The sequence below is a fragment of the Bradyrhizobium sp. NBAIM08 genome, from assembly GCF_020193935.1.
GTDB classification, from domain to species: Bacteria; Pseudomonadota; Alphaproteobacteria; order Rhizobiales; family Xanthobacteraceae; genus Bradyrhizobium; species Bradyrhizobium yuanmingense.
This window is the reverse complement of record NZ_JADYVR010000003.1, coordinates 174,293-199,672: the sequence shown is the minus strand read 5'-3', so window position 1 is coordinate 199,672 and position 25,380 is coordinate 174,293. Positions and strand designations below refer to the sequence as shown.

Below are 25,380 nucleotides of genomic sequence, written 5' to 3'. Positions count from 1 at the left end.
AGAAACGGCTAACCACGTTGCAACGACCGCATGCGCGAGAGCATGGAGGAGAAATCAACTCATGATAGTATCGGCCTTGTCAGCCGACCAAAGGGAACTGCCGTGACTGAAATGACCAAGCTTCGATCTCGACTTCTGTTGATTGCCTTGTGGGTCAGTCTCGTCGGAGCTCTCGTCGCTTTCTTTGCGTTCGCCAACACACCAGGCGGAAGCGGTGGTTCATCCTGGGTCTTTAATCTGATCGTGTCCTGGTTGCCGTTCCTGGTGCTGGTGGGCGCCTGGCTATGGTACTCGCGCACGATCCGGCGCTCATCATCCGGGGCGAGCTGGGTCGATCTATACGAGCAGCAGGTCGCGGAAAACAGGCGAACCAATGCATTGCTGGAGAGGATCGCGACCGCTCTGGAAAAGCCGTCTCCTGGTTAGCGCGAACACCGGGCATCGCGGGGACGAAGTCATGCGCTCGGGCATTGCCGCCCACATCCTGCTGGTTGTTCTGGCACTCGCAGCCGCCGTCGTCAGCCGGCCAGCGGCTGCCGACGATCGACAAGTCTGTTTGGAACGGACGAAGGAAGCCTCTGCCGAGATCATCGCTGCCTGCACACGCGCGATCCAGAGCGGAGACTACAACGGCGAAGACCTGTCGAGTTTGTATCATGCGCGTGGCTGTTCCTGGCCATGGACAAGCTTCGCCGATCGCGATGACCGCGCCCTGGAAGATTTCACCGCGGCGATCCGGGTAAACCCGAAAGCTGGCGGCTCACTGCTCAACCGGTCGCACATCTACAACCAACGGCACGACCACGACCGGGCAATAGCCGACGTCGACCAGGCATTCGAAGCCGGCCTGTCAGACCATGGAAAGCGGGTCGGATACGGCGAGCGCGGCTACGCCTATCAAAGGAAAGGGGACAACGACCGCGCCATTGCCGACTATACCGCCACCATCCAGCTGAATGCGAACAATAGCTTCGCTCTCATGGCCCGGGGCAACGCCTATTTTGCCAAAGGCGATTTTGACCGTGCCATTGCCGACTACAACCGGGTGATCGCAGTTGATCCCGAATATGCCCACGACTATGCCGCCTACGGCAGCCGCGCGATTGCGTACCTACGCAAGGGCGACCTCCGCCAGGCCTTCGCGGACGTCGACCGGAAGCAGGCGCTATCCTGGCTCGCTGCCGGCGTCTTTCTGGCAGCGCTGATCTGGCTTTGTTGCCGAGGGGGCGCACGGGCGTTCGGATGGCGGTCTGGACGAACGATCATCGAGATGTGCGAACAGCAGCTGGTCGACTTGCGGCACACAAACGCCGCCCTGGAGAAAATCGCGGCGGCTGTCGAGAAGCGATCGTCGGGTTAGCTCGGGTTCGCCGGACGTTGGCCGCGCCGACGTGTGCTAACTTCCGGAATGACCGTCAGAGCCGCCGGACCAACCGTCATTCTGGCCGGGTCCAAAGTTCGTATTGCTTCGATCCGGCGGGACCCTCATGCCCTGGTAAAAGGCATAGCCGATGAATCCCAGCAAGGCGACCAAGCAGATAAGTGCAAGAAGCCAGTCTGGCATGTTCTCATCCTCGGATCCGCCCTACGCGCCGCAATCGCAGCGGATAATAGGCCGAATGCTTCAACTACAGATCCAATCAAATGCTAAAATTGGATGGATACGGACATCGCGGACTTGGAGCCCCTAGTTCAGGCCGCTCGGACCCGTCAGCAGGCGCAGCACGATCGCAAACAATTCGTTCTGCGAGGAGATGCCCAGCCGCTCATAGGCGCGCTTGCGGTAGGTCAGGGTCGAATGCAGGCTGATGCCGAGTCCTTGCGAGATCGCCTCGGAGCTGAAGCCTGCGAGGATATGGCGGCAGACCTCCTGCTCGCGCAGGGTGAGCGCGGAGAGCGGCTTGCGCGTCGCGAACAGGGACGCAAGATCGGACGTCGGCGTCTCCTGGAAATGGCGCGCGACGCTGGCTGCGATCGCCGGCGCGATTGTCGCGAGCCGCTCGCGTTGCACGGCGCTGAAGCGGCCCTGCGCGGCGATCCGATAGAAGTTGACGTAGAAGCAGGTGTCGCCGGTCCAGATCGCGGTCGCACATTTGTCGACGATGCCGGAATCCTGGAAGAAGATCTTGCGGTAGCGCGCACCATACATGCGCGGCGCGAAGCGAGGCAGCATGATCGGCGCGCCGCCCTCGCCTTCGAACAGCGCATCGCGGTTGGGATCCGTTTCGTGAAACTGGCCGGCATAGGCGGCGCCGAGATCGCCGCCGATCGGGATGTTGCCGGCATCGAGCAGGCAGCTTGCCGCGCCGGCCCGGCTCAACGCGAACACCATGCAATGGCCGACATCGGCCTGCCGGCGCAACGTGTCGATGAGCACATCGGGAAAATCGGAGCGGCCGATGGCGAGCACCGCGGGCGTGACATCGCCGGCCGACGGATCGAGGGTTATCCCGTTGGGTCGCACCGTATTCCTCCGCAAGACGCTCTTTTGCGAGAGGATAGCAGCAACGGAATCTTACCGGAAGCGCTCACGAGCACCGCCGCCCAGGGCCGCTCGGCTGTTGCAGACACCATTGGCGGGTCTCACGCTGCGCCTCCCCCTTCGAGACGGCATCGTCGCGATTTTCTCAGATGAGGCTGATCCGATGGCCCCACCGAGTCACTTCACCCTGTGCCTGAAAGCAATCTCGCGCAGATGACTGAAAAGCTTTGAGAGCCGCTTCAAGCGCTCACTGACCAGCGCGCAAAGAAGCATCAGCCACGTTGCGAGCGCGACACACCACAACAGAAATTCCAATGCTGCGGGCATGAGGGCACCTTTCGAAACGAGTTGCGAAACAAAGGCGGGGCACTGATGCTCGTTGAAAAACGCGAGCACTGCGTCTGCGTTATCAGCCTTTATGGCCTCTCGCGCTGCCGCGATCATGATCGCCTCCGCTGCCGACCGCATTCGAAGGCTATTACGACCTCCTGAATTGCACTAGAATTAATGCTGAAAGTCACAATTCCATTTCGGGGAATGATCCGATGGACAGGCTCGATGAACTTGCGACATTCGTCGCGATAGTTGAGGTTGGAAGTCTGGTAGGCGCAGCAAAGCGATTGAAGCGTTCGCCTCCCGCGGTCACTCGCGCGCTTGCGGCCCTCGAGGAAAGGGTCGGAAGACGATTGGTGGAGCGAACAACCCGCCGCCTTGCACCGACGGATGCCGGACGCCACTTTGCTGAGCGCGCCCGCGAGCTGGTCAACGGCTACTCGACCGTCATGAGCAGGCTTGTCGAGACGGAGGGGGCTCCGCTGCACGGTATCCTGCGAATAGCCGCTCCCACCATCTTCGGACGCCGTCATGTCGCCCCGATCGTATCGAGCTTCCTTGACGCTCATCCGGCGATCCGTATCGAGCTCGTCATGGGCGAAAGGTCGCTCGACCTGATCGGTGAAGGCATCGATGTTGCGGTCAGGATAGGTCAGCCGCGCGACTCGCGCCTCGTCGTCAGATCAGTGGGGTCGGTCCGTCGCGTCCTGGTGGCCAGCCCTTCCTACTTGCGCAGGCAACCTGAGCCTCGACATCCGCGAGACATACCGAAGCACGATGTCGTGTTCTTTTCCGGATTTGCGGGGCCGACCGAACTGCGTTTTCAAAATCGAGGTCGCTTGCACACGGTTCGCGTGATGCCGCGCCTCATGACGACAGATCTCGACACGGTCATTGCCGCCGTGACATCGGGCCAAGGCATCGCTCGACTTTTATCCTATCAGGTCGAAGCCGAGATTTCGTCAGGCAAGCTCGTGCGTCTTCTTCCGGCCTATGAGCCGCCGGCCGTACCGGTTCAAGTCGTGATTCCCGGTTCCCGGCGCACCGCACCGGCTGTGAGGGCATTCGCGGATCACGCCGCTGCGTCGCTCCGTACCCTTTCGATCATCCGCCATTGACTTCAAGGGAGCTGCGCGGGGCGGGGTGTCCGGTTCTCTGCCTGCAGCCAAACCCATCAGTTCCCCCGCGAGGAACGATTGCAGCCCCGCTTTATTGGTCCGTATCTTCAAGGCTTGATCAGGGCGTTGCCCAGGCCGCTCATCGAAGGATCAGTCGATGCGCATCCTTCTCGTCGGGGCTACAGGACTCATCGGATCGGCGATCCACGCCAGGCTGTCCGCCGAAGGACATGACTGCATCTTGGTGTCGCGCCATCCCGCGGCGGCGCACGATCCTCGCCACGTCGCGCTCGACGTCGCCCGGACCACCGATGTGTCGAAATGGAAGGGCCTTCTCGCCGGCGTCGATGCCGTGATCAATGCAGCGGGTGCGCTGCAGGGACAGGACATGCAAGGCGTTCATGTCGCCGGCAGCGCGGCACTCTATGCGGCCTGCGAGACCGCCGGAGTCCGCAGGGTCATCCTGTTCTCGGCAATCGGCAGCAATGTCGATGCGCTCAGCGATTTTTCCCGCACCAAGCGCGAGGGCGAAGCCGCCTTGATGGCGCGGGAGCTCGATTGGGTGGTGCTGCGGCCTTCTGTCGTGGTCGGCCGGCCCGCCTATGGTGGCAGCGCGCTGCTGCGCGGGCTGGCGGCGCTGCCGGTACTGCCGGTCATGCCGGACACGGCGGCGATTCAACCGGTGCATCTCGACGACGTCGTTGAGACCGTGCTGTTCTTCCTGCAGCCCGGCGCGCCTTCACGGGTCGCGGTCGATCTGGCCGGCCCGCGGCGGATCGCCTTCAGCGATGCGGTCGCGCTGTTTCGCGCCTGGCTGCGCTGGCGCCCGGCCTATCGCCTGCAGCTGCCGCGCTGGGCGGCTTCAATTGCCTATCGTGCGGGCGACGTTGCGCAGATGCTGGGATGGCCAACGCCCATCAACACGACGGCACAGGCGGAAATGCGCCGCGGTGCGACCGGCGATCCCGAGCCCTGGCGTCGATTGACCGGCACTCCACCGCGCGATCTCGAAGTCGCGCTCGCACGCGAGCCTGCGTCGGTGCAGGAACGCTGGTTTGCACAGCTGTATGCGCTCAAGCCGCTGATCTTTGGCGTCTTCGGCGCGTTCTGGATCGCCACCGGCATCATCTCGCTGAGCGCGGGCTGGAATATCGGCATGTCGTTGCTGCTTGAAGGCGGGCTGCAAAGAAACGTCGCGGCGCTCGTCGTCACCGCGGGCGCGCTCGCCGACATCGTCATCGGCATCGCCATTCTCTGGCGGCCTCTGAGCCGCTACGGACTCTGGGCCGCACTGATCATCTCGCTCACCTATGCCGTGATCGGCACCGTCCTGGTGCCGCGACTGTGGGCCGATCCGCTGGGACCGATGCTGAAGATCTGGCCGGTGATCATGCTCAACCTGGTCGCCATGGCCATCCGCGAGGATCGCTGATGCTCTACTTCCTCGTGAAGATGGCGCACATCATCGGCGCTGCCGTGCTGCTCGGCACCGGGGCCGGCATCGCCTTCTTCATGCTGGTGGCGCATCTGCGCGGCGACCCGCGCGAGATCGCGGGCGTCGCGCGGACGGTGGTGCTGGCCGACTTCCTGTTCACGGCGAGTGCCGTGATCCTGCAGCCGATCACCGGGACATGGCTCGCCTGGTCGAGCGGCTATTCCCTCGGCGACGGCTGGGTGGCGGCGTCGATTGTACTGTATCTCGTGACCGGCGCCTTCTGGCTGCCGGTGGTGTGGATGCAGATGCAGATGCGCGATCTCGCCGTCGCAGCGGTCGCGAGCAACGGCAAGCTGCCCGCCCGCTATCACCGTCTCTTCTGGTGGTGGTTCGCCTTCGGCTTTCCGGCGTTCGCGGCGGTGCTGATGATCTTCTGGCTGATGATCGCCCGTCCGGCCATTCCATACTGGGATTAGGTTCGCCTTCAGGACAACCCACCTGCCTGATCACCCAACCAGAGCGGGGCGCGTGGCCAACGCACCCCGCTCTCCCTCGCCTCATTACGGAGCCTTTACCTCGGCGCGGGCAGCTGCCGCGGCGTCCATCCCGGCCTGCTTGACCCGGTCCACAATTTCGGCGCCGGTATCGCTGATTTCCGAGACAACCGTGTCCGAGGCTTCGCGCAGGGCCTGCGAGACCGCGCCGGCGCGCCGGTTCAGGTCGGCCTTCACGTCGTCGCTGACGTCTCCGATATACTGGTTCTCGATCTCGGAGGCGCGGAACGCGCCCGCCACGGCCGCACCAATTGCGATGCCCACGACCCCCAGCACGAGCGGTTGCCGCTCCAGCATGTCCGCCAGTGACGACTTCGCACTCGTCATGGTGTCCTTGTTCGGAAGCGCATTGCCCAGCTTGCCGAATTGCTCCTGCGCGAAGGCGACGCCCTCGTCGAAACGATCCCGGACGCCCTCGGCGGCCTGCGAGACAGTATCGGAAGCGGCGGCGGTCGCGCCACGCAGGATCTCCCCGACCCCTTGCGAGCCGTCGTTGTCCATTTCGGGGGCGGTCGGCGGCGCGGCGGTCCGCTTGATCGCGGATGCTGCCGACCTGAAACCACTCGTCCCGATATCGGCAACAGGTTCGACGGCCTCGGCAGCGGAACGCGCCACAGTCTTCAGCCTCTGGTCGCCGGCCAACAGCCAAAGCGCGCCGCCTCCGATGAGGGCTGCGGCAAGCGGGTTGTCCCTGGCGGCTGCCACCAGATTGTCGATAAAGCGGGTCCTTGTGCTGCTCATCGCACCATTCCCTTCACGGTGTCCTTGTCTTTTTCCAGCTGGCCGATCGTTTCGCGGGGAGCCAGCTGACGCATATCAAGCCGGTTCATGCCCATGGCGACCAGCGCGGCGGCGACGGCCGCAGCGATGACTGCCGATGTCAGATATGACAGCGGCTGCGACCATCCTGCGGAGATCAATGCGGCGGATAGAGCGAATAAGGCCATGACGATGGCCGGGATCACCAGAACGGCGCCGCCTACGATCAAGCCGACGGCGCCGCCGATCTTCTGGAGCTTCTCGCCAAGTTCTGCCTTTGCCAGGTCGATCTCGTTCTGGAACAGCTTGGCGAACTGCGACATGGCTTCGCCGAGCAGCGTCGAGATTTCCCTGAACTCGCTTTCGCTGGTTTTGATATCGCGCTCGATGCTCATGGTAACGTGCTGCCCTGGAAGGATGAGGATTGTTGCGTATGGGGGTTACGGGTCCCGGACTCCTGATTCCAGTTTTGCTCTCCCGCCGAAAACGGTCTCCCGCCCGACGTTTGCCCGCTCCCCGACGTGCTGCCGGGGGTGTTGCGCTGCCCTTGGGATGACGACTGTCCGCCCGATGCCTTCAGGAAGCGAACGGCCGCGAAGCCAGCCAGCACCGATATGCCAAGAAAGGCGGCCGGCTGACGTTTGGCGAAATCGGTCGCGCCTGCGACAAGATCTCGGAAGCTTCCGTCCCGAATCTTCTGGGCGGCATCCTCGACATAGTCCGCCGCCGAACCGATGCCGCGTGCGGCGAACGGTACGTCGCTCTCGAAAGCCCGTCCGGCCTCGCGGATGTTGGCCGCGAGGCGCTCGACGAAATCGGCGCCCGATCGCTGCTGTTCGCGCGCCTGGCTCTGAATCTGGTCCATGGTTCCGTCCGCGACGCCCTTTGCTGAATCCGCGGCCTCGCCGAACTTGTCTCGCGCGACGTCGGCCGATGCCCGGAACGCATCGCCGGCGCGCTGCTTCATCTCCGCTCCGGCATCGCCGATCTGCTCTTTCATGTCCTTCGCGGTGCCCTTGTCCTGGTTCTTTGTGAACTGCTTCACGTTCTGCGGGTCCAAATCGCTCATGATGGTTTCCTTCAGGTGTTGGTTTGAGAGGGGCTAAAGGCAGCTTTGACCACGTCGTCCGCAGCCTCCTTCAGAGTGTCCGCCATGTTCTGCGTCATGCGGCTGGCATGGGTGCCGAGATCAGCATCGGCGACCCTTTGCACCGCAGCATCGGCCGCCGACGTGGTGGCGTCTTTCGCGGCCTCGAACCCGGATTGCGCCGCGGCGGCAGCAGCCTGCTTCACCTCGTCGCTCGTCCGGCCCATAACCTTAGCTTCGACCTTGGTCTCGGGAAGAGCAGCCGCAATGATGGCGCCGATCGCGATGCCCAGGCCGCCGATGAGCGCAGCATTGTCGCCAATGGCCTGCCGGGCCTGGTCAGGCGCGCTCGCGGCGGCATCCCTGGTTGCATTCATGCCACTCTTGAGCTTTTCACTCGCAAAACTGGCAGCACGCGCCGCGCTCTCCCGCAGATCGGCGGCAATGCCGGCGGCCTTCTCCTGCGCGTCATCAGCCATGCCAGCGGTTCGGCTTTGCGCGGAGGATAGCGTCTCCTTGGCGTCACCCTGCATCGCCCGTGCGCTCTCGGCCACCTCCTCAAGCATGTGCCCGGCTTTGTCCATGACCGGGGCGGTGACGTCTGCAGCACGATCGCGCACCGTCTTCGAGGTCAGAGCGAGTCCTGCGCCGATCATGAGAAGTGGCAACGGCGTACCTCGCACCAACCGAAGCAACGGAACGCCCACTGCGGCGCCGGCGGCCACTGCGCCCATCGGATTGTCCATGATCTGTTGCTTGAGCCCTTCGACCCAGCTCTGGGTCTTGTGGCTGACGTATTCGGTGACTTCGGATTTGATGTGCTGCGGCGAGACTTTGTGGCGAATGTCCTCGGCGGTGTCCGATATCTGCTCCTTCAACCGTCCGACCGTTGCCGCCAGCTCCGCGCGGCTACGCTCGGACTCCCGTCTCAATTCCTCCACGGATCGTGTCATCGCGTTACCCTCTTGCTTTGTTTCTTGGATTTGAGGTCGAACTCACGCTGTGTTGAATCGTTCCTCGCGCCGCTTGGGCGCTTGCTGGGACGACGATATGCGTGAAGCAGCGCAACGGCGCGCGACCTCGGCCGCCTAGCCATTGCTGGATGCAGAGAGTTCGAAAGGTCTGCTCCGGGTCAAAACGCCGCACTCCTGCGCGGCTCACCGCACCGGCTTCAGCGCCAGGAAGCAGGACCTGTCGTTGCTTACACGCTACCCCGCCGCCGCCTTCGCGGGGGCCACGTTGATCGCCAGCTTGCCGTAGCGATCGGTGAAGGCCTCGGTATCGATCTCTTCCAGCTCGATCTCGCCGCTCATCACCCCCTGCTTCCAGGCCGCCTGCGCCGGATCGTTTTGGAACTCCGGCATCACCTCGCTGCCGAACAGCTCCAGCGATTCGCAGATATGTTCGTGGCTGTTCTTGCCGGCCTGGTTGAGCAGGATGACCTGGTCGATGTGCGAGGACTGGAAGCGCCTCAGCTTCTTGCGGATCGTGTCGGGTGAGCCGATCAGGCCGCCACGCAGCGCCGCCTCCTGGGCTTGCGGATTGTCGCGCTTCCACTTGTTGTACTCGTCCCACATGTTGACGGTGTAGGGCGCGGGGCGCTGGCGGTTCTGCGCGGCGCCGTAGAAGCGCAGCGCGAACTGGAAGAAGGTGGCGCCGTCGGCGCGGGCACGCGCCTCCTCGTCGGTCTTGGCGCACATGAAGAACGAGACCAGCGCCATGTTCGGGTTGATTTCGTAGTCCGCGAGCTTGTGCAGCCGCTTGGTGATCGCGTTGTAATAGGCGTGCACCCAGGCGTGCGCGGCATCGGCGCTGACGAACTGGAAGCCGAGCGCGCCGAAACCGTGGCGGCCGGCACGTTCGATGGTCGGCAGCTGCGAGCACGCCATCCACAGCGGCGGATGCGGCTTCTGCACCGGCTTCGGCACGACATTGCGCAAGGGGATGTCGAAATATTTGCCGTGATGCTCTGAGCCGGCATCCCGAAACATCGGGAAGATGGCTGCGACCGCCTCCTCGAACACCTCCTTCTTGGTCTCCATGTCGCGGCCGAACGGCTCCAGCTCGGTGATCGAGGCGCTCTCGCCCATGCCGAACTCGCAGCGGCCGTTGCTGAGCAAATCCAGCACTGCGACGCGCTCGGCAACCCGCGCCGGATGATTGGTGGTGAGCTGGAGGATGCCGTGGCCGAGCCGGATGTTCTTGGTGCGCTGGCTTGCGGCAGCCAGGAACGATTCCGGCGAGGGCGAGTGCGAATATTCTTCGAGGAAGTGATGCTCGACCACCCAGGCATGGTCGTAGCCGAGCTTGTCGGCGAGCTCCATCTGCGAGAGCGCATTCTGATAAAGGGCGAGTTCGTCGCCGGCCGCCCAGGGCCGCGGCAGCTGCAGCTCGTAGAAGATGCCGAACTTCATGGCGTCGCTCTCCCGCTTGTTGTTGTTAACGGCATCTTAATGCGCGAGGCGACGCTGTCTACGGATGCGCAATTCCGCCACGTGGGAGACGATCCATCCTCCGGCGCAGCGAGAGGCAGCCAACCGACATTGATCCAAATCAACGCGCTGTCGGGTGGAACGTATCTAAAGTGCAGCAAGGCGACGGCCCGGATGCCGTCACGATTCCCCACAGCTTCAAGAGACCGAATATGTCGGCCCCTGACGACACGACGTCGCGCGTGCGCCGTAAGCGCATGGAGATTTTCGCCTTCCTGTTCCTGACCGCGATCGTGATGCCCATGCTCGCGGTCGGGACCGTCGGCAGTTACGGCCTTGGCGTCTGGATCTACCAGATGTTCGCCGGCCCTCCCGGCCCGCCGCCCTCCCCGCATTGATCGGCAACCAGCGAAAGACAGGCATCATGGCTCACGCCACACTCAACCGCCGCGCCTTGATCACCGGCCGGATGCTCAGCGCCGACCGCGTCATCGCGCCGCCGGGCGCCGAGATCGCCAGCATCATCGTGCAGGCGCGGCCCGAGCGCCTTGCCGAACTGGAAGCGGAGATCGCAGCGCTTCCCGGCTGCGAGATTCATGCCCGCGACGCGCGCGGAAAGCTCGTCGTCGTGGCTGAAGCGGCGGATGCCGGCAGCCTTGGCACCATGCTCAACACCATCCAGTCGCTGCCGAACGTCTATTCCGCAGCGCTCGTCTTCCACGCCATTGAAACCGCCTGAGTCAGGAAGAGCCATCATGACATCGCCGAAGCTCGACCGCCGCCAGATGCTCAAGCTCGAGGCCGCCGCGATCGCCGCGGCCGCCGCCGGCCTGCCGGCACCGGCGCTCGCCGCCAACCTCGCCGCCGAGCGGAAGGAGAGCGAATTGAAATGGGACAAGGCCGCCTGCCGCTTCTGCGGCACAGGCTGCTCGGTGATGGTCGCGACCAAGGACAACCGCGTCGTCGCCACCCATGGCGACATCAAGGCCGAGGTCAATCGCGGCCTCAACTGCGTCAAGGGCTACTTCCTCTCCAAGATCATGTACGGCCATGACCGGCTGACGCAGCCGATGCTGCGCAAGACGGGCGGCAAGTACGACAAGAACGGCGAGTTCACGCCCGTCACCTGGACCGAAGCCTTCGACATCATGGAGCTGAAGTGGAAGGAAGCGATCAAGAAGCGCGGCCCCAACGGCGTCGCCATGTTCGGCTCCGGCCAGTGGACGATCTGGGAAGGCTATGCCGCCGTCAAGCTGTTCAAGGCCGGCTTCCGCACCAACAACATCGATCCCAATGCGCGGCACTGCATGGCCTCGGCGGTCGCCGGCATGATGCGCACCTTCGGCATCGACGAGCCGGCCGGCTGCTACGACGACATCGAGGCCACCGATGCCTTCGTGCTGTGGGGCTCCAACATGGCGGAGATGCATCCGATCCTGTGGACACGCATCGCCGACCGCCGGCTGTCCGCACCGCATGTCCGCGTCGCCGTGCTCTCCACCTTCGAGCACCGCTCGTTCGACCTCGCCGACATCGGCATGGTGTTCAAGCCGCACACCGACCTGTACATCCTCAACGCCATCGCCAACCACATCATCAAGACCGGTCGCGTCAACAAGGACTTCGTTGCCGCACATACCGTGTTCAAGCGCGGCCAGACCGACATCGGCTACGGCCTGCGGCCCGAGCATCCGCTGCAGAAGAAGGCGACGGGCGCGGCGAAACCCAACGACGCCACCGACATGAGCTATGACGAATTCGCCAAGTTCGTGTCGGAGTACACGCTGGAGAAAGCCGCCCAAATGTCGGGCGTGCCGCTGAACCGGCTCGAGGCGCTGGCCGAGTTGTATGCCGACCCGAAGACAAAAGTGGTCTCGTTCTGGACCATGGGCTTCAACCAGCACACCCGCGGCGTCTGGTGCAACAACCTCGTCTACAACATCCACCTTTTGACCGGAAAGATCTCCGCGCCCGGCAACAGCCCGTTCTCGCTGACCGGCCAGCCCTCGGCCTGCGGCACCGCGCGCGAGGTCGGCACCTTCTCGCACCGTCTGCCCGCGGACATGGTGGTGACCAACAAGAAGCATCGCGACCACACCGAGCAGATCTGGCAGCTGCCCGAAGGCACCATTCCGGACAAGCCGGGCGCGCACGCCGTGCTGCAAAGCCGGATGCTGAAGGACGGCCTGATCAACGCCTATTGGGTGCAGGTCAACAACAACCTCCAGGCCGGTCCCAACGTCAACGAGGAGATCTATCCAGGCTTCCGCAACCCCGACAATTTCATCGTGGTCTCCGACGCCTATCCAACCGTGACGGCGCTCGCCGCCGATCTGATCCTGCCCACCGCGATGTGGGTGGAGAAGGAAGGCGCCTACGGCAATGCCGAGCGGCGCACCCAGTTCTGGCACCAGCTCGTCCCCGCGCCGGGCGACTCGAAGTCGGATCTCTGGCAACTCATGGAGTTCTCCAAGCGCTTTAGAATCGAGGAGGTCTGGCCCGCGGAGCTGATCGCCAAGAAGCCGGAATATCGCGGCAAGACCCTGTTCGACGTGCTCTACAAGAATGGCCAGGTCGACAAATTCCCGGTCACCGATATCGAGCCGGGCTATGCCAACGACGAATCCAAGGCGTTCGGCTTCTACGTCCACAAGGGCCTGTTCGAGGAATATGCCCAGTTCGGCCGCGGCCATGGCCACGACCTCGCGCCGTTCGACACCTATCACCGGGAGCGCGGCCTGCGCTGGCCCGTCGTCAACGGCCAGGAGACCAAGTGGCGCTTCCGCGAAGGCAGCGACCCCTACGTCAAGCAGGGCACCAACGTGCAGTTCTACGGCCATGCCGACGGCAAGGCCCGCATCTTCGCGCTGCCCTACGAGCCGCCGGCGGAATCGCCCGACAACGAATATCCCTACTGGCTCTCCACCGGCCGCGTGCTGGAGCACTGGCATTCCGGCACCATGACGCGCCGCGTCCCCGAGCTGTTCAAGGCCTTTCCCGAAGCCGTCTGCTTCATGCATCCGGACGATGCGCAGGAGGCGAAGCTGCGCCGCGGCGACGAGGTGAAGGTGGTCTCCCGCCGCGGCTTCATCCGCGCCCGCGTCGAGACGCGCGGCCGCGACCGGCCGCCGCGCGGCCTCGTCTTCGTGCCGTGGTTCGACGAATCCAAGCTGATCAACAAGGTGACGCTCGACGCCACCGATCCGATCTCGCTGCAGACCGACTTCAAGAAATGCGCCGTGCGCATCGAGCGGGTGAACATGTCATGATGAAACGATCCGCAATCATCCTGCTCGCCTTCGCGATCGCAGCGGGCACGAGCTCGCTGACGGCGCAGACGGTGACCTCCGGCCTGCGCGGCCCGACCCCGCTCAACGACGAGGGCCCGGCGCCGCCGATGCTGCCGAACCGCAACACCTCCGAGAAGGAGGTGCGCAACTATCCGGAGCAGCCGCCCGTCATCCCGCATAATATCGACGGCTACCAGGTCGACCTCAACGGCAACAAATGCCTGTCCTGCCATGCACGGGCGCGCACGGCGGAGTCGCAGGCGCCGATGGTGTCGATCACGCACTTCATGGATCGCGACGGCCAGTTCCTGGCCTCGGTCTCGCCGCGCCGCTTCTTCTGCACCGAATGCCACGTGCCGCAGAACACCGCCAATCCTCCGGTCAGCAACGATTTCACCGACATCGACACGCTGCTGTCACGCGCAAGCCCGGGTGGCCGCAGATGACGACGACTGCCGACGATCCCAACGCGGAGCTGAATGCCAAGCGCGGCGTCATCGCGCGCAGCCGGGCGTTCCTGCTCGAGCTGTGGCAGGTGCTGACCCGGCCGAGCTCGGTGTTCGCGCTCGGCACCCTGGTGCTGGCCGGTTTCGTCGCCGGAGTGATCTTCTGGGGCGGCTTCAACACCGCGCTGGAGATCACCAACACCGAGAAGTTCTGCACCGGCTGCCACGAGATGAAGGACAATGTCTACGCCGAGCTGAAGTCGACCGTCCACTTCACCAACCGCTCCGGCGTGCGCGCGACCTGCCCGGACTGCCACGTGCCGCACAACTGGACCGACAAGATCGCGCGAAAGATGCAGGCCTCCAAGGAGGTCTGGGGCAAGATCTTCGGCACGATCGACACCCGCGAGAAATTCCAGGATCACCGGCTCGAGCTCGCCGCGCACGAATGGGCGCGCTTCAAGGCCAACGACTCGCTGGAATGCCGCAACTGCCACAGCGCCGATTCCATGGACATCACCAAGCAGTCGCCGCGGGCCTCGGTGGCGCACCAGCGCTTCCTGTTCACCAAGGAAAAGACCTGCATCGACTGCCACAAGGGCATCGCCCACCAGCTGCCCGACATGCGCGGCGTTCCCGGCTGGCAGTAGGGTTTGGCGACGCCTGAGCGAACGCCTCGTCCTTCGAGATGGCTGCTTCGCAGCCTCCTCAGGATGAGGCTCAACGGCATCTTGCCCGCCAAAAATGCCGCCGCGCACTCCGCCCTGATCCTGAGGGCCCGCCAAAGGCGGGCGTCTCGAAGGATGGCGGCCGGGAACGGACTTCAAATGCGACGGGCCCGCGCTTGAACCAGCGGGGCGAATGGTTAGTTTGGGGGAAGGCGAATCGCCTCATTCGCCGCTCCCTCAAGACAGACATGGCCACTTTCACCCCGCACCAGGATGCTGCGCTCAAGGCCGTCGGCGACTGGCTCAAGGCCAAGCCGGGACGGGGCGGCACGCCGCCGGTGTTCCGCCTGTTCGGCTTTGCCGGCACCGGCAAGACCACGCTGGCGCGGCACATTGCCGAGGGTGTCGACGGCGAGGTGAAGTTCGCCGCCTTCACCGGCAAGGCGGCCCTCGTCATGCGCAACAAGGGCTGCGACGGCGCCTCCACCATTCATTCGTTGATCTACCGCGCCCGCGAATCCGGCGAGGAGCAGCCGAGCTTCGAGCTGTGGGACGATGCGCCGGCGTCGAAGGCGAAGCTGATCGTGATCGACGAATGCTCGATGGTCGATGCCGAATTGGGGCGCGACCTGATGTCGTTCGACTGCCCGCTGCTGGTGCTCGGCGATCCCGCGCAGCTGCCGCCGATCCAGGGCGGCGGCTTCTTCACCAATTCCGAGCCGGACGCGATGCTGACCGAGGTGCATCGCCAGGCCCAGGACGATCCGATCGTGCGGATGTCGATGGACGTGCGCGAGGGACGCGAGCTCGACATCGGCCGCTATGGCGAGAGCGAGGTCGTCTCGCGCAAGGAGCTCGATCCCGATCGCGTCATGGGCGCCGACCAGATCCTGGTCGGCCGCAACAACACGCGCCGCGCCTACAACATGCGGGTGCGCCAGCGCCAGAACATCGAGGACCAGTTCCCGGTCGCCGGCGACAAGCTGGTGTGCCTGCGCAACAACCGCAAGAAGGGCCTGTTCAATGGCGGCCTGTGGCGCGTCAAGTCGCGCAACACCTCGCGATCGAAGTCGCGCATCCTCTCGATGCGGCTGTCGCCGGACGAGGATTTCGGCCACAAGGTGACCAAGGTCTCGGTGCGCGCCGATTGCTTCGAGGGCGGCGTCGAGCAGATCGCTTGGGAGCAGCGCAAGCCCTATGACGAGTTCGACTACGGCTATGTCCTGACCGTGCACAAATCGCAGGGCTCGCAATGGGACGACGTCGTGCTGTTCGACGAGAGCTTTGCGTTCCAGGATTCGCGGGCGCGGTGGCTCTATACCGGCATCACGCGTGCCGCGAAACGGCTGAGCGTGGTGGTATGAAGCTGCCGTAGCGCGGATGAGCGTAGCGATATCCGCCGCTTGTAGCTGCGCTCATCCGGGCCACGGACCCGCACAATGAGCAGCCACGACGAGGTGCGTTCACCGCCCGCTAGGCTTTGTGCTGTATCAGCTTGCGATCTGCCTCGGAGTGGAACGCATGACCTCTCGCGCGACAAAGCCTGATGACCTCGATCGCCGGCTCGATGATGTTGCAGTGAGCCGCCGGAGCTTCCTCAAGTCCGGAAGCGCGGCAGCGATATGCGGCACGAAACGACGTGGAGCTGCGGCGCATCGTCACCTTCACGCGCATCCCGGATACCGGAGAACGCGTCAAGGTCAGCGGCCTGCTTGCGGTTCCGGTCGGCGCGCGCGGCACCTTGCCGCTCCTGTCATGGCAGCACGGCACGATCCTCTCCTTCGATCAGGTCCCGTCGAACCTGCTGCGGCTGAAGGACGAAAATTACGAGCTGCGCGACAATGTCGATTCGATCGAGACCCTGTTCAACGTCCAGCGCTTCGCCGGCAACGGCTATGCGGTCGTCGCGGCCGATTATGTCGGCAAGGGCCCTTATCGCAACGGTCGGAGCGAAGCCTATGCCGTGAAGGGCGCGACCGTGCAATGCTGCGTCGACATCCTGACGGCAGGGTTGCACGAATTGCGGACACTGAGCCTGCGCCAATCAAACCTGTTCCTGAACGGTTGGTCGCAAGGCGCCTTGAACACGCAGTGGCTGAAACAGGAGCTGCAGCGCCGCGGCATCAAGGTGCGGGCGACCGCCACACAGAGTCCGTTCAATGATCTCGCCGAGAGCTTTCACTATTGGACGAACCCCACGGCCTATATTCCGGCCTCGGAAACCTCCTACCCGATGCCGCCGGCCTGGATCACACCCTGCCTGATCGTCCTGCTCGGCAGCTATCGCCGCTACTACGGGCTGACCGACTTGTTCAAGACGGCGGTCAAGCCCCAATATCAAGCCTTCGCGGAGAAATACTGGTCCGATTACAGCCTCGAGGGCGAGATCGCGAAGAGCATTCCGCCCGCCGGCGATTTCCTGGTCGAAGGCTTCTTCGATCGCTTCACCAACGAGACCAACAGCGCATTGCTGCGCCACCTTGGTGGCAATGGTGCGACGTACTGGCAGTACGATTCCCCGATCAGATTTTACTACGGGCTGGCCGATGAGGCGCTGCATCCCCGGCTGGTGCGGCCCGCAATCGCCGCCGGTGGGCATTTCGCCGCGGGCGTCGCGGTCAATGGCGCAAGCCATCGCGGCACGTTCCTGTCGAGCCTCTATGGCGAAGCGGCCGTTCTGAACGGAAACGCGACGGCGTTCGACTGGTTCAATTCGCTGGCGTGAGCGCGGCTACTTCCCAGCGACGAAGTAAAAATCTTCCCGCCCTGGCGGCGACCCATACGTGAACGGCTGCTGCTCGTGCCTGGTCGCGGCCCAGACGTCGTCGCGCACGATGTCGAACAATTTTCGGATCTCGACCTTCGGCTGCTTGATCTCGCGCGCGAGCGCGGTGGCGAACGGGCTGTTGGGGCTACCATCGCCATCCATCGCGGTCTGGCCGTGCTTGGCGGCGTAGACCACCATGAAGCCCGCACCTGGCTCGATGTTGGAAAAGCCCTTCTCGACCAGCTTCAGCGACAGCGTGCGCTGCATGGCCGGCGCGAACGGATTGTCGCGGCAGGCATCGAGGACCACGAGGCGCACTTTTCGCGCCGCGCCGACCGCGGCGATCACCTGCTCGAGCGCGACGGCCTCGGTCTCGGCGTCCTTGTCGGCGGTGAGCTTGGCGTCGACCGGAACGAGATAGTTCACCCCGCCGATCTCGAAACCATGGCCGGCATAATACACCATGGCCCAATCGGCCTTTTCCGCTTCCTCCGCGAAGGCCTTCAGCGTCTGGAAGAACGCATCGCGGGTGAGGTCCCTGGTGTCCATCACGGTCTTGAAGCCGAGGTCGCGCAGCACGCCCGCGATCAGCTTCGAGTCGCGCGGCGGATTGGGCAACGCATGGACGTTCTTGTAGGCGCCGTTGCCGACCACCAGCGCGACGCGACGGCCGGTCGTCGCGCTCGCCGCCTCCTTCGGCGTCAGGGCGGCGAGCCGCTCCTGCGCGATGGCGCGGGCGCGCGCAACCTCGGTCTCGTCGAACCTCGTCAGCGAATAGGCGGCGGCGCGATAATCGGCGCGGGCCTGCGCGAGATCCTTCCTGCGCTCGTAGATCTGGCCGCGGCCGGAATGGGCGCGGACATTGTTCGGGTTGTTCTGGATGACCGTGTTGTAATCCTTCAGCGCCGCGTCGAGATCGCCCTTCATCATGTTGACGTCGGCGCGGTTGTTGATCGCGAACGCGTTCCTGGGCTGCTTTTCGATCAGGCCATTGCAATCGGCCAGGGCTCGGTCGAACTTGCCCATCATGCCGTAAGTGATGCAGCGGTTGCCGGCGATCTGCGGCGCAGCCGCATCAATCTTCTCGGCCTCGGCGAAATCGGCGATGGCGCCGTCGAAATCCTTCATCAGCGTGCGCGCGCGGGCGCGATTGGTCCAGGCGAGCAGGAATTTCGGCGTGTACTTGATCGACAGGCTGAAATCGTCGATCGCGCTCTGCAGCGCACCGCGGCGCGCGTGGATGACGCCGCGGTTGTTGTAAGGAACGCCATAGGCCGGGCGTTTCCGGAGCGCGAGGTTGTAGTCGGCCATCGCGAGATCCTCCTGGCCGCTCCGCTCATAGGCGAGGCCGCGCAAGTTGAGCGCGACGACGTTGTCGGGATCGAGGTCGATGGCCATGGACAGCGTCTCGATCGCGTGGACATGGTCGCGCTTGTTTAGCAGGACATTGCCACGCGCGGACAGGGCGATCGCCTTGTCCTTGGCGGTGAGGCGATCGGCGCTCAGCAGATTCTCGCAGGCGGCGGCGCGGGCCTGCAGCTCGGCCTGGCGGTCGCGGCACAAAGCGAGATCGTCGCCGGCTCGGAGATCGGCCGCGGCAAAGCAAGTGCCGGCGGCGAGGACGGCCAGGATCAGGAGTACGACGCGCAGCATGTTGTCAGGCCAGCTCCAGCCACCATTTGGTCGATCATCGATCGCGCCGGTTCATCTAGCGCGGAGTTCCGCATCCCGCCAAGCCGGCCCGTCGCCGCGTCAGCCGCGTCCTCACGGTCTCGTGTCCGCCCCGGCGTAACAATCTGCGGTACGGCCCGTATCTCGGATGATGCGAAAACGCGGCCGGGCAGGCTGTTCGCCCGGTCCCGACCGCCCTAGACTGTCAGCCCTTCCGAAAGAGGATGCCATGCGCCGAACCGCCCTCTCCACCCTGCTCGCCGCAACCACCGCCCTGACGCTGGCTTTCGTGATGCCGTCGCGGGCCGCGGAGGAGGCGGTCGTGATCCCAGCCCCTACCTTGGACGCGGCGCCCGCGAGCGGCGTCCAGACCGCCGTGCTCGCCGGCGGCTGCTTCTGGGGCGTGCAAGGCGTCTTCCAGCACACCGCAGGCGTCGTCAACGCGGTCTCCGGCTATGCCGGCGGCACCAAGGCGACCGCCGATTACAAGACCGTGTCGAGCGGCCGTTCCGGCCATGCCGAGGTGGTCGAGATCAAGTACGACCCGAAGAAGATCTCCTACGGCAAGATCCTCCAGATCTACTTCTCGGTGGTGCACGACCCGACCCAGCTCAACCGCCAGGGTCCCGACGTCGGCCCGCAATATCGCTCGGCCATCTTCACCACGTCGGACGAGCAGAAGAAGGTCGCGGAGGCCTATATTGCCCAGCTCAACGGCGCCAAGGTGTTCAACAAGCCGATCGTGACCAAGATCGGCGCGCTGGAGGCGTTCTATCCGGCGGAGGCCTATCACCAGGATTATCTGACGCTGCACCCGAACCAGCCCTACATCGTCTATAACGACATCCCGAAGGTCGAGAACCTGAAAAAGCTGTTCGCGGATAACTACATCGAGAAGCCGACGCTGGTGAATGCCGGCAAGGCCACCAACTGATCGCGAGATCCCCAAAGCAACGGGAGACCCATGCCCGACACCAAGACGAAAGCGACCGACGACAAGGTCATCAAGAGTGAAGAGCAGTGGCGGCGCGAGCTGACGCCGATGCAATACGCCGTGCTGCGCGAGAAGGCGACCGAGCGTCCCTTCTCGGGCGAATATGAGCACGACCACCGTGCCGGCACCTATGTCTGTGCCGGCTGCGGCAATGTGCTGTTCGAGTCGGATGCCAAGTTCGATTCCGGCTGCGGCTGGCCGAGCTTCACCCAGCCCGCGATCGAGAGCCACATCGACGAGGAGCGGGACACCAGCCACGGCATGATCCGCACCGAGGTGCTCTGCTCCAAATGCAGCGGCCATCTCGGCCACGTCTTCCCCGACGGCCCAGGGCCGACCGGCCTGCGCTACTGCATCAATTCCGCGGCCCTGAAGCTCGAGCCCAAATAACCCAAGCCCGCCGCCGGGTTCCCCCGTGGAACCCGGCGGCGCGATGTGCTTTTCTGCTCTGGCGGTGCGGCCGATCATCGCATTTCGGTGGCCGCCAGGGAGGATGCCATGGCGCTTGGGACCATCCTGATCATCCTGGTGATCATCTATCTCGTCGGCGGCCTGTCCGGCCGGTTCGGCGGCTACGGCTATGGCCTTGGCCATTCCGGCATCGGGATCGGCGGGGTCGTGCTGGTGATCCTGGTCGTGCTGCTGCTTCTTGGCAAAGTTTAAGCCATATAAGTCATTGAAACATTGATAAGTTTCGTCTCCGCGGGGCTGCCATGCGCTGATTCATCATCTCGCATCGCGGGGGTCGCATTTTTGTCAAATCGGCCTATATTAGAGGGCGACAACGACATGCGGCGGGCCCGCTCGATTGCGGCCCCTGCCCTCCCCAACCCCACGCGCTTAAAGCCCCAGAGAAGATCACGAGGTCTTTGACCATGCGTCCACTGCGTCCGTTCAACTTCAACACCTCCGCCGAACTCTTCCCCGCCGCCATCCGCAAGAAGAAGCGCGCGGGCTTCACCTATCGGCGGTTCGGCACTGCGGCCGAGGCCGTGCAGTTCGCGATGGAGCAGTTGCCGACGGACTCGCTGAACGGCGCCTATCTCCAGGTCGAGGAAGCGCGCTTCGACCAGAACGGCATCCGCTCGCTGTACGAGAGCGATGCCTTCCCGCTGCCCCGCCGGCCCAAGCCGGCCCCGGCCGCGGAGACCGACGCCGACGCGGCGTAAGCTTTCGCAACAAAGTTCGATGTGCGCAGAGGGCGCGATGGCCGAAAGGTCGTCGCGCCTTTTGTGTTTGGGGGCTTTCTCACCCGCTATCTCTCATCCGTCATTGCGAGCGCAGCGAAGCAATCCAGCGTCCCTCCGCGGAAAGATTCTGGATTGCTTCGCTGCGCTCGCAATGACGACGCAGGGAGATCGAGCGCATTGTCGACCAGTCGGACTCGCGGCGAGCGCTCTCAGCCAGGCTACATCCGCGGCTGCTTTTCCAGCCAGCGCTGGAGCAGGCGGACGTTGCGCGTGTTGGCGCGGAACATGACGTCGAAGGCGTCGCCCGCGAACGGGACGAGGCCGACCACGCCGTCAACCGCGACATTGCCGAGCATGCGCGCCGTGATGTGCCAGGGCGCGCCCAGCGCGCGGGCTTCGCGCACCAGCCACAGCGAGATCGCGGTGGTGATGACGTCGCCGACGACGGGAATCAATCCGATCAGCCCGTCGATGCCGTAGCGGATGTTGGTGCCGGGCAGGATGAAGGCGACGTCGAGCAGCTTGGCGATCGCCTCGAGCCGCGCGATCCGCTGCTCGCGCGTCAGATTGCCGAACGGGCTGCCTTGACCGAACTCGAAACGAAACTCGCGAAATCCCTGCTCCAGGCTTTCCGGCCTGATCTCGTGGCCGTCCTGGTCGATGATCGGGCCGCGCGCCTCGTCGCGCGAAAAGCGCGCATGCGAGCCGCTCCCGGAACGGGATTTGCGCGGAGCGAGGATGTCGTCGTCTTGCATGGCCATGGCCTTCAGTGAACGCGCCAGCGCGGCGGAGGTTGGGCCGCGCCCGAACGCCGCGCGTCAGGTCAGCACCGGCGCGGCTTGCGGCTCCTCGACGTAGCGATGCACCAGCCAGGATGAAATCACCGCCGGCACGAAACCGACGAGCCCGTACAGGATGAACTGCACCGCGCCCGAATCCGGCCCGCGCGAGCTGTGGGTGAGCGAGGCCAGAGCGAAGGCGAACAGGCCGACCAGGAGCATCCGCAAGACCGGCCCAATCCGGCGGATGTGGATCAGGATGTCATCGACTGCGCCGATCATCAGCGCAGGCAAGAACCCGAACAGGTAGCTGTATTGGAGCGTCTTGAAGAACACCGCGAACAGCTTGCCGACCTCGCCGAGGTTGGTCTGGGCCCAATAGCCGGACTGGTAGGTCGTCGTCAGCAGCAGCAGGAACCCGCCGATGAATGGGACGACCAGCGCAAATACCAGATAGCGTTTCATCAAGCACCTCACACTCTGCAGGCGTTATAGCAGCGCAGCGGGAACCTTGAACAGCGGGCGCCGGGCTCCTTAAGGGGAACAAGTGGCAAGGCGATGAGTTCATGCTGGACCTGGATTGACCCCTGGCAGACTGGAGCCGCCGATGGCCCGCAAATTTCTCCTGGCGACGATCGCGCTGGCGGCCTTGAGCAGCCTGCCGACGGCACCCGCGCTGGCCCAAGGTCAGATGGGCACGCCGCAGGAGCGGCAGGCCTGCACGCGAGACGCTCAGCGTTTCTGCCGCAAGGACCTTGGCAACGAGATGGCAGTGCAAGGCTGCCTGCAAGCCAACAGGGCCAAGCTGTCCAAGTCTTGCAGCAAGGTGTTTCAGAGCCACGGCATGTGAGGACGGACCCATAACCCGCGAACGGAGAGTGACGCCATGTTGCACGACGAAGAGCTCTCGATCCTGCGGGACATCAGCCAGTCCGTTGCCTTTGCCGACGACCGGCATGGCAAGATGGGGCAATTGATCGCCGACGGCTACGTGATGAAGGACGGCGATCTGTTCGAGCTGACGCCCAAGGGCGTCACCGCTGTCGAGGAGCACGCCGCCGCTCTCGGCGCGAGCGATGAGGAACAAGCATCTCCGATCGGCTGATCTGATCGCGCGACGTGACTGGCGTGCAACAATTGCGAATTCCTTTGTGCCGGCCATTGCGGGCGCGTGACAATGGCGCATACTTCGCTCGGGCGGCGCAGCACTTTCGATTCGAGCATCAAGAAGTCGAGCGACCACACGCGGGATCGAAGCTCCCGACGTGAAGGCTGCGACATGCGGCAGATCAAGCCGCGTGCGGCGCCCCAAAACCAAGCGGCTCAAGCCTTAAGGGAACTCGGGGATCCATTCCACATGACACGCCTTCAGACCATCGCTTCGCTCTTCGCAGTCGCCACCACCTTCGCTCTCCAGACCTCACCCAGTTTCGCCTTCACGCAAGAAGCCCAGCAGATGTGCTCGGGTGACGCCATGCGGCTGTGCTCCAGCGAGATTCCCGACATCCCGCGGATCACCGCCTGCATGGTGCGGAACAAGGCGCAGGTCAGCCCCGGCTGCCGCGCCGTGATGGACCGCCAGCACGCCGCCGCCGCGGCATCGCGCAAGCGGGAAGCCGCGGCGCAGTAGTCCTCTCGGACGTCATTCCGGGGCGTGCGAAGCACGAGCCCGGAATCCATCGGGCGGCATGTGACGCGGTGAAATGGATTCCGGGTTCGCGCTACGCGCGCCCCGGAATGACAGAAGAGCCTCAATCGCCCCACTGCGCGAAGGCGTCGTTGAAGGCGCGCTCGCCGGGGGCGCCCTTCTCGATGGCGATGATGGCACGGCGCTGGTTGGCGTAGACCAGCGGCACGTCGAACCAGGAGCGCTCCTTCAGGAGCTGGACGTTGCGGGCGCGGTCGGCGTCGACATTGGAGAGGCCGACCAGGAAGAAGCCGTCGGTGACCTTGACCGCGAGGCCGGCGAGCGGCGTGCCGCGGGCCTGCTCGTTCGACTTCATCAAGATGCCCGGCACGTTGGAGACGCTGCCGCCGGGGAAATCCTGCGGCAGGATGAAGGTCAGCTCCGCCGTGTGGCTCGCCGGCAACGAGGAATCGGTGTTGCGGCGGAACGACATCGTCATCTTGAACTTGCGGTCGGGAATTTCGATGTCGGCGCGCACGGCGACGTCGGCCTTCTGGTTGCCGGAGGCCTTGATCGGCTCGAGCCGCCACACCACCGAACCGACGTATTGCTTGCCCTTCGGATCGGACGGATCCTCGTCGTAGAGCACGACCTTCTGCGCCACCGGCGCGACCGGCTGGTCCGCCGAGGGCTGACCGACGCGATCGGGAATCTTGGGCTTGCTCTGCGGCTGCGCCGGCGTCGTCGGCGTGTCAGCAACTTGCGTCGCGGACGGCTTGAGAAAGCCGTTGACGATCTGGACCAGTTGCTTGCCCCAGAGGATGCCGGCGCCGACCAGGATGAGCACGATGCCGACGGCAATCGCGCTCTTGAACGGAAAAGCGGAGCCGGTGCGGGCGCGCTTCTTGACGTCGCGATCGGGGGCGATGCGCGGACGCGGCGACGGCGGCTGCGGCGTGTAGCGCTCGGCCTCCTCGATCGACTCGTCGTAGGAATAGGGCGCTTCGGTCTCACCGGCGCGGTTTTCCAGGCTCGGCTCCAGCCGGTCGAATTCCGGCGAGGGCGAGGGCACGTTGGCGTAGGTGCGGCGCGCGGCGCGGCTGGCCTGCGCGGCGGCACCGCCGAGATCGTTGGCGTCGGCCGTGATGTCACGGAAGCCGCGCACGCCGGGTGAGGACGGCAGCGGCGGCGGCGGGCCGACGTCGGGCGGACGCCGCCCACCCTGGCGATCGCGGCCGGCCGGCGGCTCCGGCGGCGGGGCGGCGGGGCCAGGTGGGCGCGGGGCGTCGAAACGGGGCGCGCGCGGCGGCCGCGGGGCCTCGCCTTGATCATCGACGTTGAAGGACGGGCGGTCGGCGCGCGGCGGCGTCGGGGCCGGACGCGTGCGCGGCGGAGCCGCAGCCGGGCTCGCCTCGGTGGCACGGGTGCTGGCGCGGCGGAAGGCATCGCCACTCGAGCCGGAGCGGGCGGCGCCACCGGGACGCGAGGCCTCGCGGGCCCGCTGGGCGGCCTCCGATTCGACCTTGCGGACGGCCTCCTCGAGCGACAGCCGTTCCCGGGTGATCTCGGATTCGGAGAGCGGCGGCTGCACGCTGCGCAGTTGCGCAATCAGGGCCGTGCGCGCCCGCTCATAGAGCGCGCGACGGCTTTCGCCGGGAGCGTTGGGGTCCAGGGCGGCAATAGCGCGGGCGATCAGCGGATAGTAATCAGCCATTTCTACTCAACTATACGCGCGTCCCGGTAAGATA

Annotated in this window: 30 protein-coding genes; 19 read left to right on the top strand and 11 right to left on the bottom strand. The window is 64.7% G+C overall.

Annotated features, from left to right (window positions below):
- Nucleotides 1-102: 102 nt before the first annotated feature.
- Nucleotides 103-426, top strand: a complete 324-nt coding sequence (locus tag I6F37_RS11810; RefSeq protein ID WP_225151280.1) for a hypothetical protein — start codon at nt 103-105, stop codon at nt 424-426.
- Between the two features lie 31 nt (nt 427-457).
- Nucleotides 458-1,360, top strand: coding sequence for a tetratricopeptide repeat protein (locus I6F37_RS11805; protein WP_225137776.1), 903 nt, complete (start codon nt 458-460; stop codon nt 1,358-1,360).
- Between the two features lie 327 nt (nt 1,361-1,687).
- Here the strand turns inward: I6F37_RS11805 and I6F37_RS11800 are convergent, their stop codons facing one another.
- Nucleotides 1,688-2,464 carry a helix-turn-helix transcriptional regulator gene (locus I6F37_RS11800; protein ID WP_035998997.1) on the bottom strand — a complete coding sequence of 259 codons (777 nt, stop codon included), beginning with the start codon at nt 2,462-2,464 and terminating at the stop codon, nt 1,688-1,690.
- A 195-nt stretch (nt 2,465-2,659) separates the two neighbouring features.
- Nucleotides 2,660-2,926 (bottom strand): hypothetical protein, encoded by a 267-nt coding sequence (locus I6F37_RS11795; protein WP_141697582.1) that lies wholly within the window; start codon nt 2,924-2,926, stop codon nt 2,660-2,662.
- Nucleotides 2,927-3,027: 101 nt separating this feature from the next.
- Between I6F37_RS11795 and I6F37_RS11790 the strand changes: the two genes are divergently transcribed.
- From I6F37_RS11790 to I6F37_RS11780, 3 genes are all read left to right on the top strand, one after another.
- Nucleotides 3,028-3,933 (top strand): LysR family transcriptional regulator, encoded by a 906-nt coding sequence (locus I6F37_RS11790; RefSeq protein WP_035998963.1) that lies wholly within the window; start codon nt 3,028-3,030, stop codon nt 3,931-3,933.
- A gap of 157 nt (nt 3,934-4,090) precedes the next feature.
- Entirely contained in the window at nt 4,091-5,365 is a 1,275-nt protein-coding gene (locus tag I6F37_RS11785; protein ID WP_225151277.1) for an SDR family oxidoreductase, read from the top strand.
- On the top strand, nt 5,365-5,844 hold the full coding sequence (locus I6F37_RS11780) for a DUF2269 domain-containing protein (protein WP_035998956.1): 480 nt from the start codon (nt 5,365-5,367) through the stop codon (nt 5,842-5,844). Before I6F37_RS11785 ends, I6F37_RS11780 begins: the two co-directional genes overlap by 1 nt.
- An 84-nt stretch (nt 5,845-5,928) precedes the next feature.
- On the opposite strand, the gene I6F37_RS11775 is transcribed toward I6F37_RS11780, so the two are convergent.
- The 5 genes from I6F37_RS11775 to I6F37_RS11755 form a co-directional block, all read right to left on the bottom strand.
- A complete protein-coding gene (locus tag I6F37_RS11775; RefSeq protein ID WP_225151275.1) occupies nt 5,929-6,663 on the bottom strand; it encodes a hypothetical protein in 735 nt (244 codons plus the stop codon).
- Nucleotides 6,660-7,076 carry a phage holin family protein gene (locus I6F37_RS11770; RefSeq protein WP_035998950.1) on the bottom strand — a complete coding sequence of 139 codons (417 nt, stop codon included), beginning with the start codon at nt 7,074-7,076 and terminating at the stop codon, nt 6,660-6,662. The genes I6F37_RS11775 and I6F37_RS11770 overlap by 4 nt, the downstream gene beginning before the upstream one ends.
- A complete protein-coding gene (locus tag I6F37_RS11765; RefSeq protein WP_035998948.1) occupies nt 7,073-7,750 on the bottom strand; it encodes a hypothetical protein in 678 nt (225 codons plus the stop codon). Before I6F37_RS11765 ends, I6F37_RS11770 begins: the two co-directional genes overlap by 4 nt.
- Before the next feature lie 11 nt (nt 7,751-7,761).
- Nucleotides 7,762-8,721 (bottom strand): DUF3618 domain-containing protein, encoded by a 960-nt coding sequence (locus I6F37_RS11760; RefSeq protein ID WP_035998945.1) that lies wholly within the window; start codon nt 8,719-8,721, stop codon nt 7,762-7,764.
- A 255-nt stretch (nt 8,722-8,976) separates the two neighbouring features.
- Nucleotides 8,977-10,182: an LLM class flavin-dependent oxidoreductase gene (locus I6F37_RS11755; protein WP_225151273.1), complete on the bottom strand. Its 1,206-nt coding sequence runs from the start codon at nt 10,180-10,182 to the stop codon at nt 8,977-8,979.
- Between the two features lie 230 nt (nt 10,183-10,412).
- On the opposite strand from I6F37_RS11755, the gene napE reads away from it, so the two are divergent.
- From napE to I6F37_RS11720, 7 genes are all read left to right on the top strand, one after another.
- Entirely contained in the window at nt 10,413-10,598 is a 186-nt protein-coding gene (gene napE / locus I6F37_RS11750; protein WP_225139232.1) for a periplasmic nitrate reductase, NapE protein, read from the top strand.
- A 26-nt stretch (nt 10,599-10,624) separates the two neighbouring features.
- Nucleotides 10,625-10,939: a chaperone NapD gene (locus I6F37_RS11745; protein ID WP_035998976.1), complete on the top strand. Its 315-nt coding sequence runs from the start codon at nt 10,625-10,627 to the stop codon at nt 10,937-10,939.
- Nucleotides 10,940-10,955: 16 nt separating this feature from the next.
- The gene (napA, locus tag I6F37_RS11740) at nt 10,956-13,469 is read left to right on the top strand and encodes a nitrate reductase catalytic subunit NapA (RefSeq protein ID WP_074447709.1); all 2,514 of its coding nucleotides are present in this window, start codon (nt 10,956-10,958) and stop codon (nt 13,467-13,469) included.
- Nucleotides 13,466-13,936: a nitrate reductase cytochrome c-type subunit gene (locus tag I6F37_RS11735; RefSeq protein WP_035998936.1), complete on the top strand. Its 471-nt coding sequence runs from the start codon at nt 13,466-13,468 to the stop codon at nt 13,934-13,936. Before napA ends, I6F37_RS11735 begins: the two co-directional genes overlap by 4 nt.
- On the top strand, nt 13,933-14,586 hold the full coding sequence (locus tag I6F37_RS11730) for a NapC/NirT family cytochrome c (RefSeq protein ID WP_035998932.1): 654 nt from the start codon (nt 13,933-13,935) through the stop codon (nt 14,584-14,586). Before I6F37_RS11735 ends, I6F37_RS11730 begins: the two co-directional genes overlap by 4 nt.
- 266 nt (nt 14,587-14,852) lie before the next feature.
- Nucleotides 14,853-15,968, top strand: a complete 1,116-nt coding sequence (locus tag I6F37_RS11725) for an ATP-dependent RecD-like DNA helicase (protein ID WP_035998929.1) — start codon at nt 14,853-14,855, stop codon at nt 15,966-15,968.
- Nucleotides 15,969-16,243: 275 nt separating this feature from the next.
- Nucleotides 16,244-17,329, top strand: a complete 1,086-nt coding sequence (locus I6F37_RS11720; protein WP_225151271.1) for a lysophospholipase — start codon at nt 16,244-16,246, stop codon at nt 17,327-17,329.
- 6 nt (nt 17,330-17,335) lie between these two features.
- Here the strand turns inward: I6F37_RS11720 and I6F37_RS11715 are convergent, their stop codons facing one another.
- Nucleotides 17,336-19,024, bottom strand: a complete 1,689-nt coding sequence (locus I6F37_RS11715) for a caspase family protein (protein WP_225151269.1) — start codon at nt 19,022-19,024, stop codon at nt 17,336-17,338.
- A gap of 247 nt (nt 19,025-19,271) precedes the next feature.
- Between I6F37_RS11715 and msrA the strand changes: the two genes are divergently transcribed.
- From msrA to I6F37_RS11695, 4 genes are all read left to right on the top strand, one after another.
- On the top strand, nt 19,272-19,976 hold the full coding sequence (msrA, locus tag I6F37_RS11710; RefSeq protein ID WP_035998921.1) for a peptide-methionine (S)-S-oxide reductase MsrA: 705 nt from the start codon (nt 19,272-19,274) through the stop codon (nt 19,974-19,976).
- A 30-nt stretch (nt 19,977-20,006) separates the two neighbouring features.
- A complete protein-coding gene (gene msrB, locus I6F37_RS11705) occupies nt 20,007-20,426 on the top strand; it encodes a peptide-methionine (R)-S-oxide reductase MsrB (protein ID WP_109142549.1) in 420 nt (139 codons plus the stop codon).
- A gap of 108 nt (nt 20,427-20,534) precedes the next feature.
- Nucleotides 20,535-20,699 (top strand): DUF3309 family protein, encoded by a 165-nt coding sequence (locus tag I6F37_RS11700; protein WP_035998916.1) that lies wholly within the window; start codon nt 20,535-20,537, stop codon nt 20,697-20,699.
- A gap of 212 nt (nt 20,700-20,911) precedes the next feature.
- Nucleotides 20,912-21,205: a hypothetical protein gene (locus I6F37_RS11695; protein WP_024337713.1), complete on the top strand. Its 294-nt coding sequence runs from the start codon at nt 20,912-20,914 to the stop codon at nt 21,203-21,205.
- 239 nt (nt 21,206-21,444) lie between these two features.
- Here the strand turns inward: I6F37_RS11695 and I6F37_RS11690 are convergent, their stop codons facing one another.
- Together I6F37_RS11690 and I6F37_RS11685 are read right to left on the bottom strand one after the other, a co-directional pair.
- Nucleotides 21,445-21,987, bottom strand: a complete 543-nt coding sequence (locus tag I6F37_RS11690; protein ID WP_085972009.1) for a DUF4112 domain-containing protein — start codon at nt 21,985-21,987, stop codon at nt 21,445-21,447.
- Nucleotides 21,988-22,044: 57 nt separating this feature from the next.
- Nucleotides 22,045-22,470 carry a DUF5413 family protein gene (locus I6F37_RS11685; protein ID WP_225151267.1) on the bottom strand — a complete coding sequence of 142 codons (426 nt, stop codon included), beginning with the start codon at nt 22,468-22,470 and terminating at the stop codon, nt 22,045-22,047.
- A gap of 142 nt (nt 22,471-22,612) precedes the next feature.
- Here I6F37_RS11685 and I6F37_RS11680 point away from each other — a divergent pair, with 142 nt between their 5' ends.
- From I6F37_RS11680 to I6F37_RS11670, 3 genes are all read left to right on the top strand, one after another.
- Nucleotides 22,613-22,855 (top strand): hypothetical protein, encoded by a 243-nt coding sequence (locus I6F37_RS11680; protein WP_035998910.1) that lies wholly within the window; start codon nt 22,613-22,615, stop codon nt 22,853-22,855.
- Nucleotides 22,856-22,891: 36 nt separating this feature from the next.
- Nucleotides 22,892-23,110: a hypothetical protein gene (locus I6F37_RS11675; protein ID WP_036022080.1), complete on the top strand. Its 219-nt coding sequence runs from the start codon at nt 22,892-22,894 to the stop codon at nt 23,108-23,110.
- A gap of 252 nt (nt 23,111-23,362) precedes the next feature.
- On the top strand, nt 23,363-23,635 hold the full coding sequence (locus I6F37_RS11670; protein ID WP_036022099.1) for a hypothetical protein: 273 nt from the start codon (nt 23,363-23,365) through the stop codon (nt 23,633-23,635).
- Between the two features lie 121 nt (nt 23,636-23,756).
- Here the strand turns inward: I6F37_RS11670 and I6F37_RS11665 are convergent, their stop codons facing one another.
- Nucleotides 23,757-25,346 carry a hypothetical protein gene (locus I6F37_RS11665; protein ID WP_225151265.1) on the bottom strand — a complete coding sequence of 530 codons (1,590 nt, stop codon included), beginning with the start codon at nt 25,344-25,346 and terminating at the stop codon, nt 23,757-23,759.
- Nucleotides 25,347-25,380: the final 34 nt, after the last annotated feature.

What these genes read in the sequence shown, in the direction of transcription:
- I6F37_RS11805 (WP_225137776.1), top strand. Translation starts at nt 458, where the DNA reads ATGCGCTCGGGCATTGCCGCCCACATCCTGCTGGTTGTTCTGGCACTC.
- I6F37_RS11795 (WP_141697582.1), bottom strand. Translation starts at nt 2,926, where the DNA reads ATGATCGCGGCAGCGCGAGAGGCCATAAAGGCTGATAACGCAGACGCA.
- I6F37_RS11790 (WP_035998963.1), top strand. Translation starts at nt 3,028, where the DNA reads ATGGACAGGCTCGATGAACTTGCGACATTCGTCGCGATAGTTGAGGTT.
- I6F37_RS11785 (WP_225151277.1), top strand. Translation starts at nt 4,091, where the DNA reads ATGCGCATCCTTCTCGTCGGGGCTACAGGACTCATCGGATCGGCGATC.
- I6F37_RS11780 (WP_035998956.1), top strand. Translation starts at nt 5,365, where the DNA reads ATGCTCTACTTCCTCGTGAAGATGGCGCACATCATCGGCGCTGCCGTG.
- I6F37_RS11775 (WP_225151275.1), bottom strand. Translation starts at nt 6,663, where the DNA reads ATGAGCAGCACAAGGACCCGCTTTATCGACAATCTGGTGGCAGCCGCC.
- I6F37_RS11770 (WP_035998950.1), bottom strand. Translation starts at nt 7,076, where the DNA reads ATGAGCATCGAGCGCGATATCAAAACCAGCGAAAGCGAGTTCAGGGAA.
- I6F37_RS11765 (WP_035998948.1), bottom strand. Translation starts at nt 7,750, where the DNA reads ATGAGCGATTTGGACCCGCAGAACGTGAAGCAGTTCACAAAGAACCAG.
- I6F37_RS11760 (WP_035998945.1), bottom strand. Translation starts at nt 8,721, where the DNA reads ATGACACGATCCGTGGAGGAATTGAGACGGGAGTCCGAGCGTAGCCGC.
- I6F37_RS11755 (WP_225151273.1), bottom strand. Translation starts at nt 10,182, where the DNA reads ATGAAGTTCGGCATCTTCTACGAGCTGCAGCTGCCGCGGCCCTGGGCG.
- napE (WP_225139232.1), top strand. Translation starts at nt 10,413, where the DNA reads ATGTCGGCCCCTGACGACACGACGTCGCGCGTGCGCCGTAAGCGCATG.
- I6F37_RS11745 (WP_035998976.1), top strand. Translation starts at nt 10,625, where the DNA reads ATGGCTCACGCCACACTCAACCGCCGCGCCTTGATCACCGGCCGGATG.
- napA (WP_074447709.1), top strand. Translation starts at nt 10,956, where the DNA reads ATGACATCGCCGAAGCTCGACCGCCGCCAGATGCTCAAGCTCGAGGCC.
- I6F37_RS11735 (WP_035998936.1), top strand. Translation starts at nt 13,466, where the DNA reads ATGATGAAACGATCCGCAATCATCCTGCTCGCCTTCGCGATCGCAGCG.
- I6F37_RS11730 (WP_035998932.1), top strand. Translation starts at nt 13,933, where the DNA reads ATGACGACGACTGCCGACGATCCCAACGCGGAGCTGAATGCCAAGCGC.
- I6F37_RS11725 (WP_035998929.1), top strand. Translation starts at nt 14,853, where the DNA reads ATGGCCACTTTCACCCCGCACCAGGATGCTGCGCTCAAGGCCGTCGGC.
- I6F37_RS11715 (WP_225151269.1), bottom strand. Translation starts at nt 19,024, where the DNA reads ATGCTGCGCGTCGTACTCCTGATCCTGGCCGTCCTCGCCGCCGGCACT.
- msrA (WP_035998921.1), top strand. Translation starts at nt 19,272, where the DNA reads ATGCGCCGAACCGCCCTCTCCACCCTGCTCGCCGCAACCACCGCCCTG.
- msrB (WP_109142549.1), top strand. Translation starts at nt 20,007, where the DNA reads ATGCCCGACACCAAGACGAAAGCGACCGACGACAAGGTCATCAAGAGT.
- I6F37_RS11700 (WP_035998916.1), top strand. Translation starts at nt 20,535, where the DNA reads ATGGCGCTTGGGACCATCCTGATCATCCTGGTGATCATCTATCTCGTC.
- I6F37_RS11695 (WP_024337713.1), top strand. Translation starts at nt 20,912, where the DNA reads ATGCGTCCACTGCGTCCGTTCAACTTCAACACCTCCGCCGAACTCTTC.
- I6F37_RS11690 (WP_085972009.1), bottom strand. Translation starts at nt 21,987, where the DNA reads ATGGCCATGCAAGACGACGACATCCTCGCTCCGCGCAAATCCCGTTCC.
- I6F37_RS11685 (WP_225151267.1), bottom strand. Translation starts at nt 22,470, where the DNA reads ATGAAACGCTATCTGGTATTTGCGCTGGTCGTCCCATTCATCGGCGGG.
- I6F37_RS11680 (WP_035998910.1), top strand. Translation starts at nt 22,613, where the DNA reads ATGGCCCGCAAATTTCTCCTGGCGACGATCGCGCTGGCGGCCTTGAGC.
- I6F37_RS11675 (WP_036022080.1), top strand. Translation starts at nt 22,892, where the DNA reads ATGTTGCACGACGAAGAGCTCTCGATCCTGCGGGACATCAGCCAGTCC.
- I6F37_RS11670 (WP_036022099.1), top strand. Translation starts at nt 23,363, where the DNA reads ATGACACGCCTTCAGACCATCGCTTCGCTCTTCGCAGTCGCCACCACC.
- I6F37_RS11665 (WP_225151265.1), bottom strand. Translation starts at nt 25,346, where the DNA reads ATGGCTGATTACTATCCGCTGATCGCCCGCGCTATTGCCGCCCTGGAC.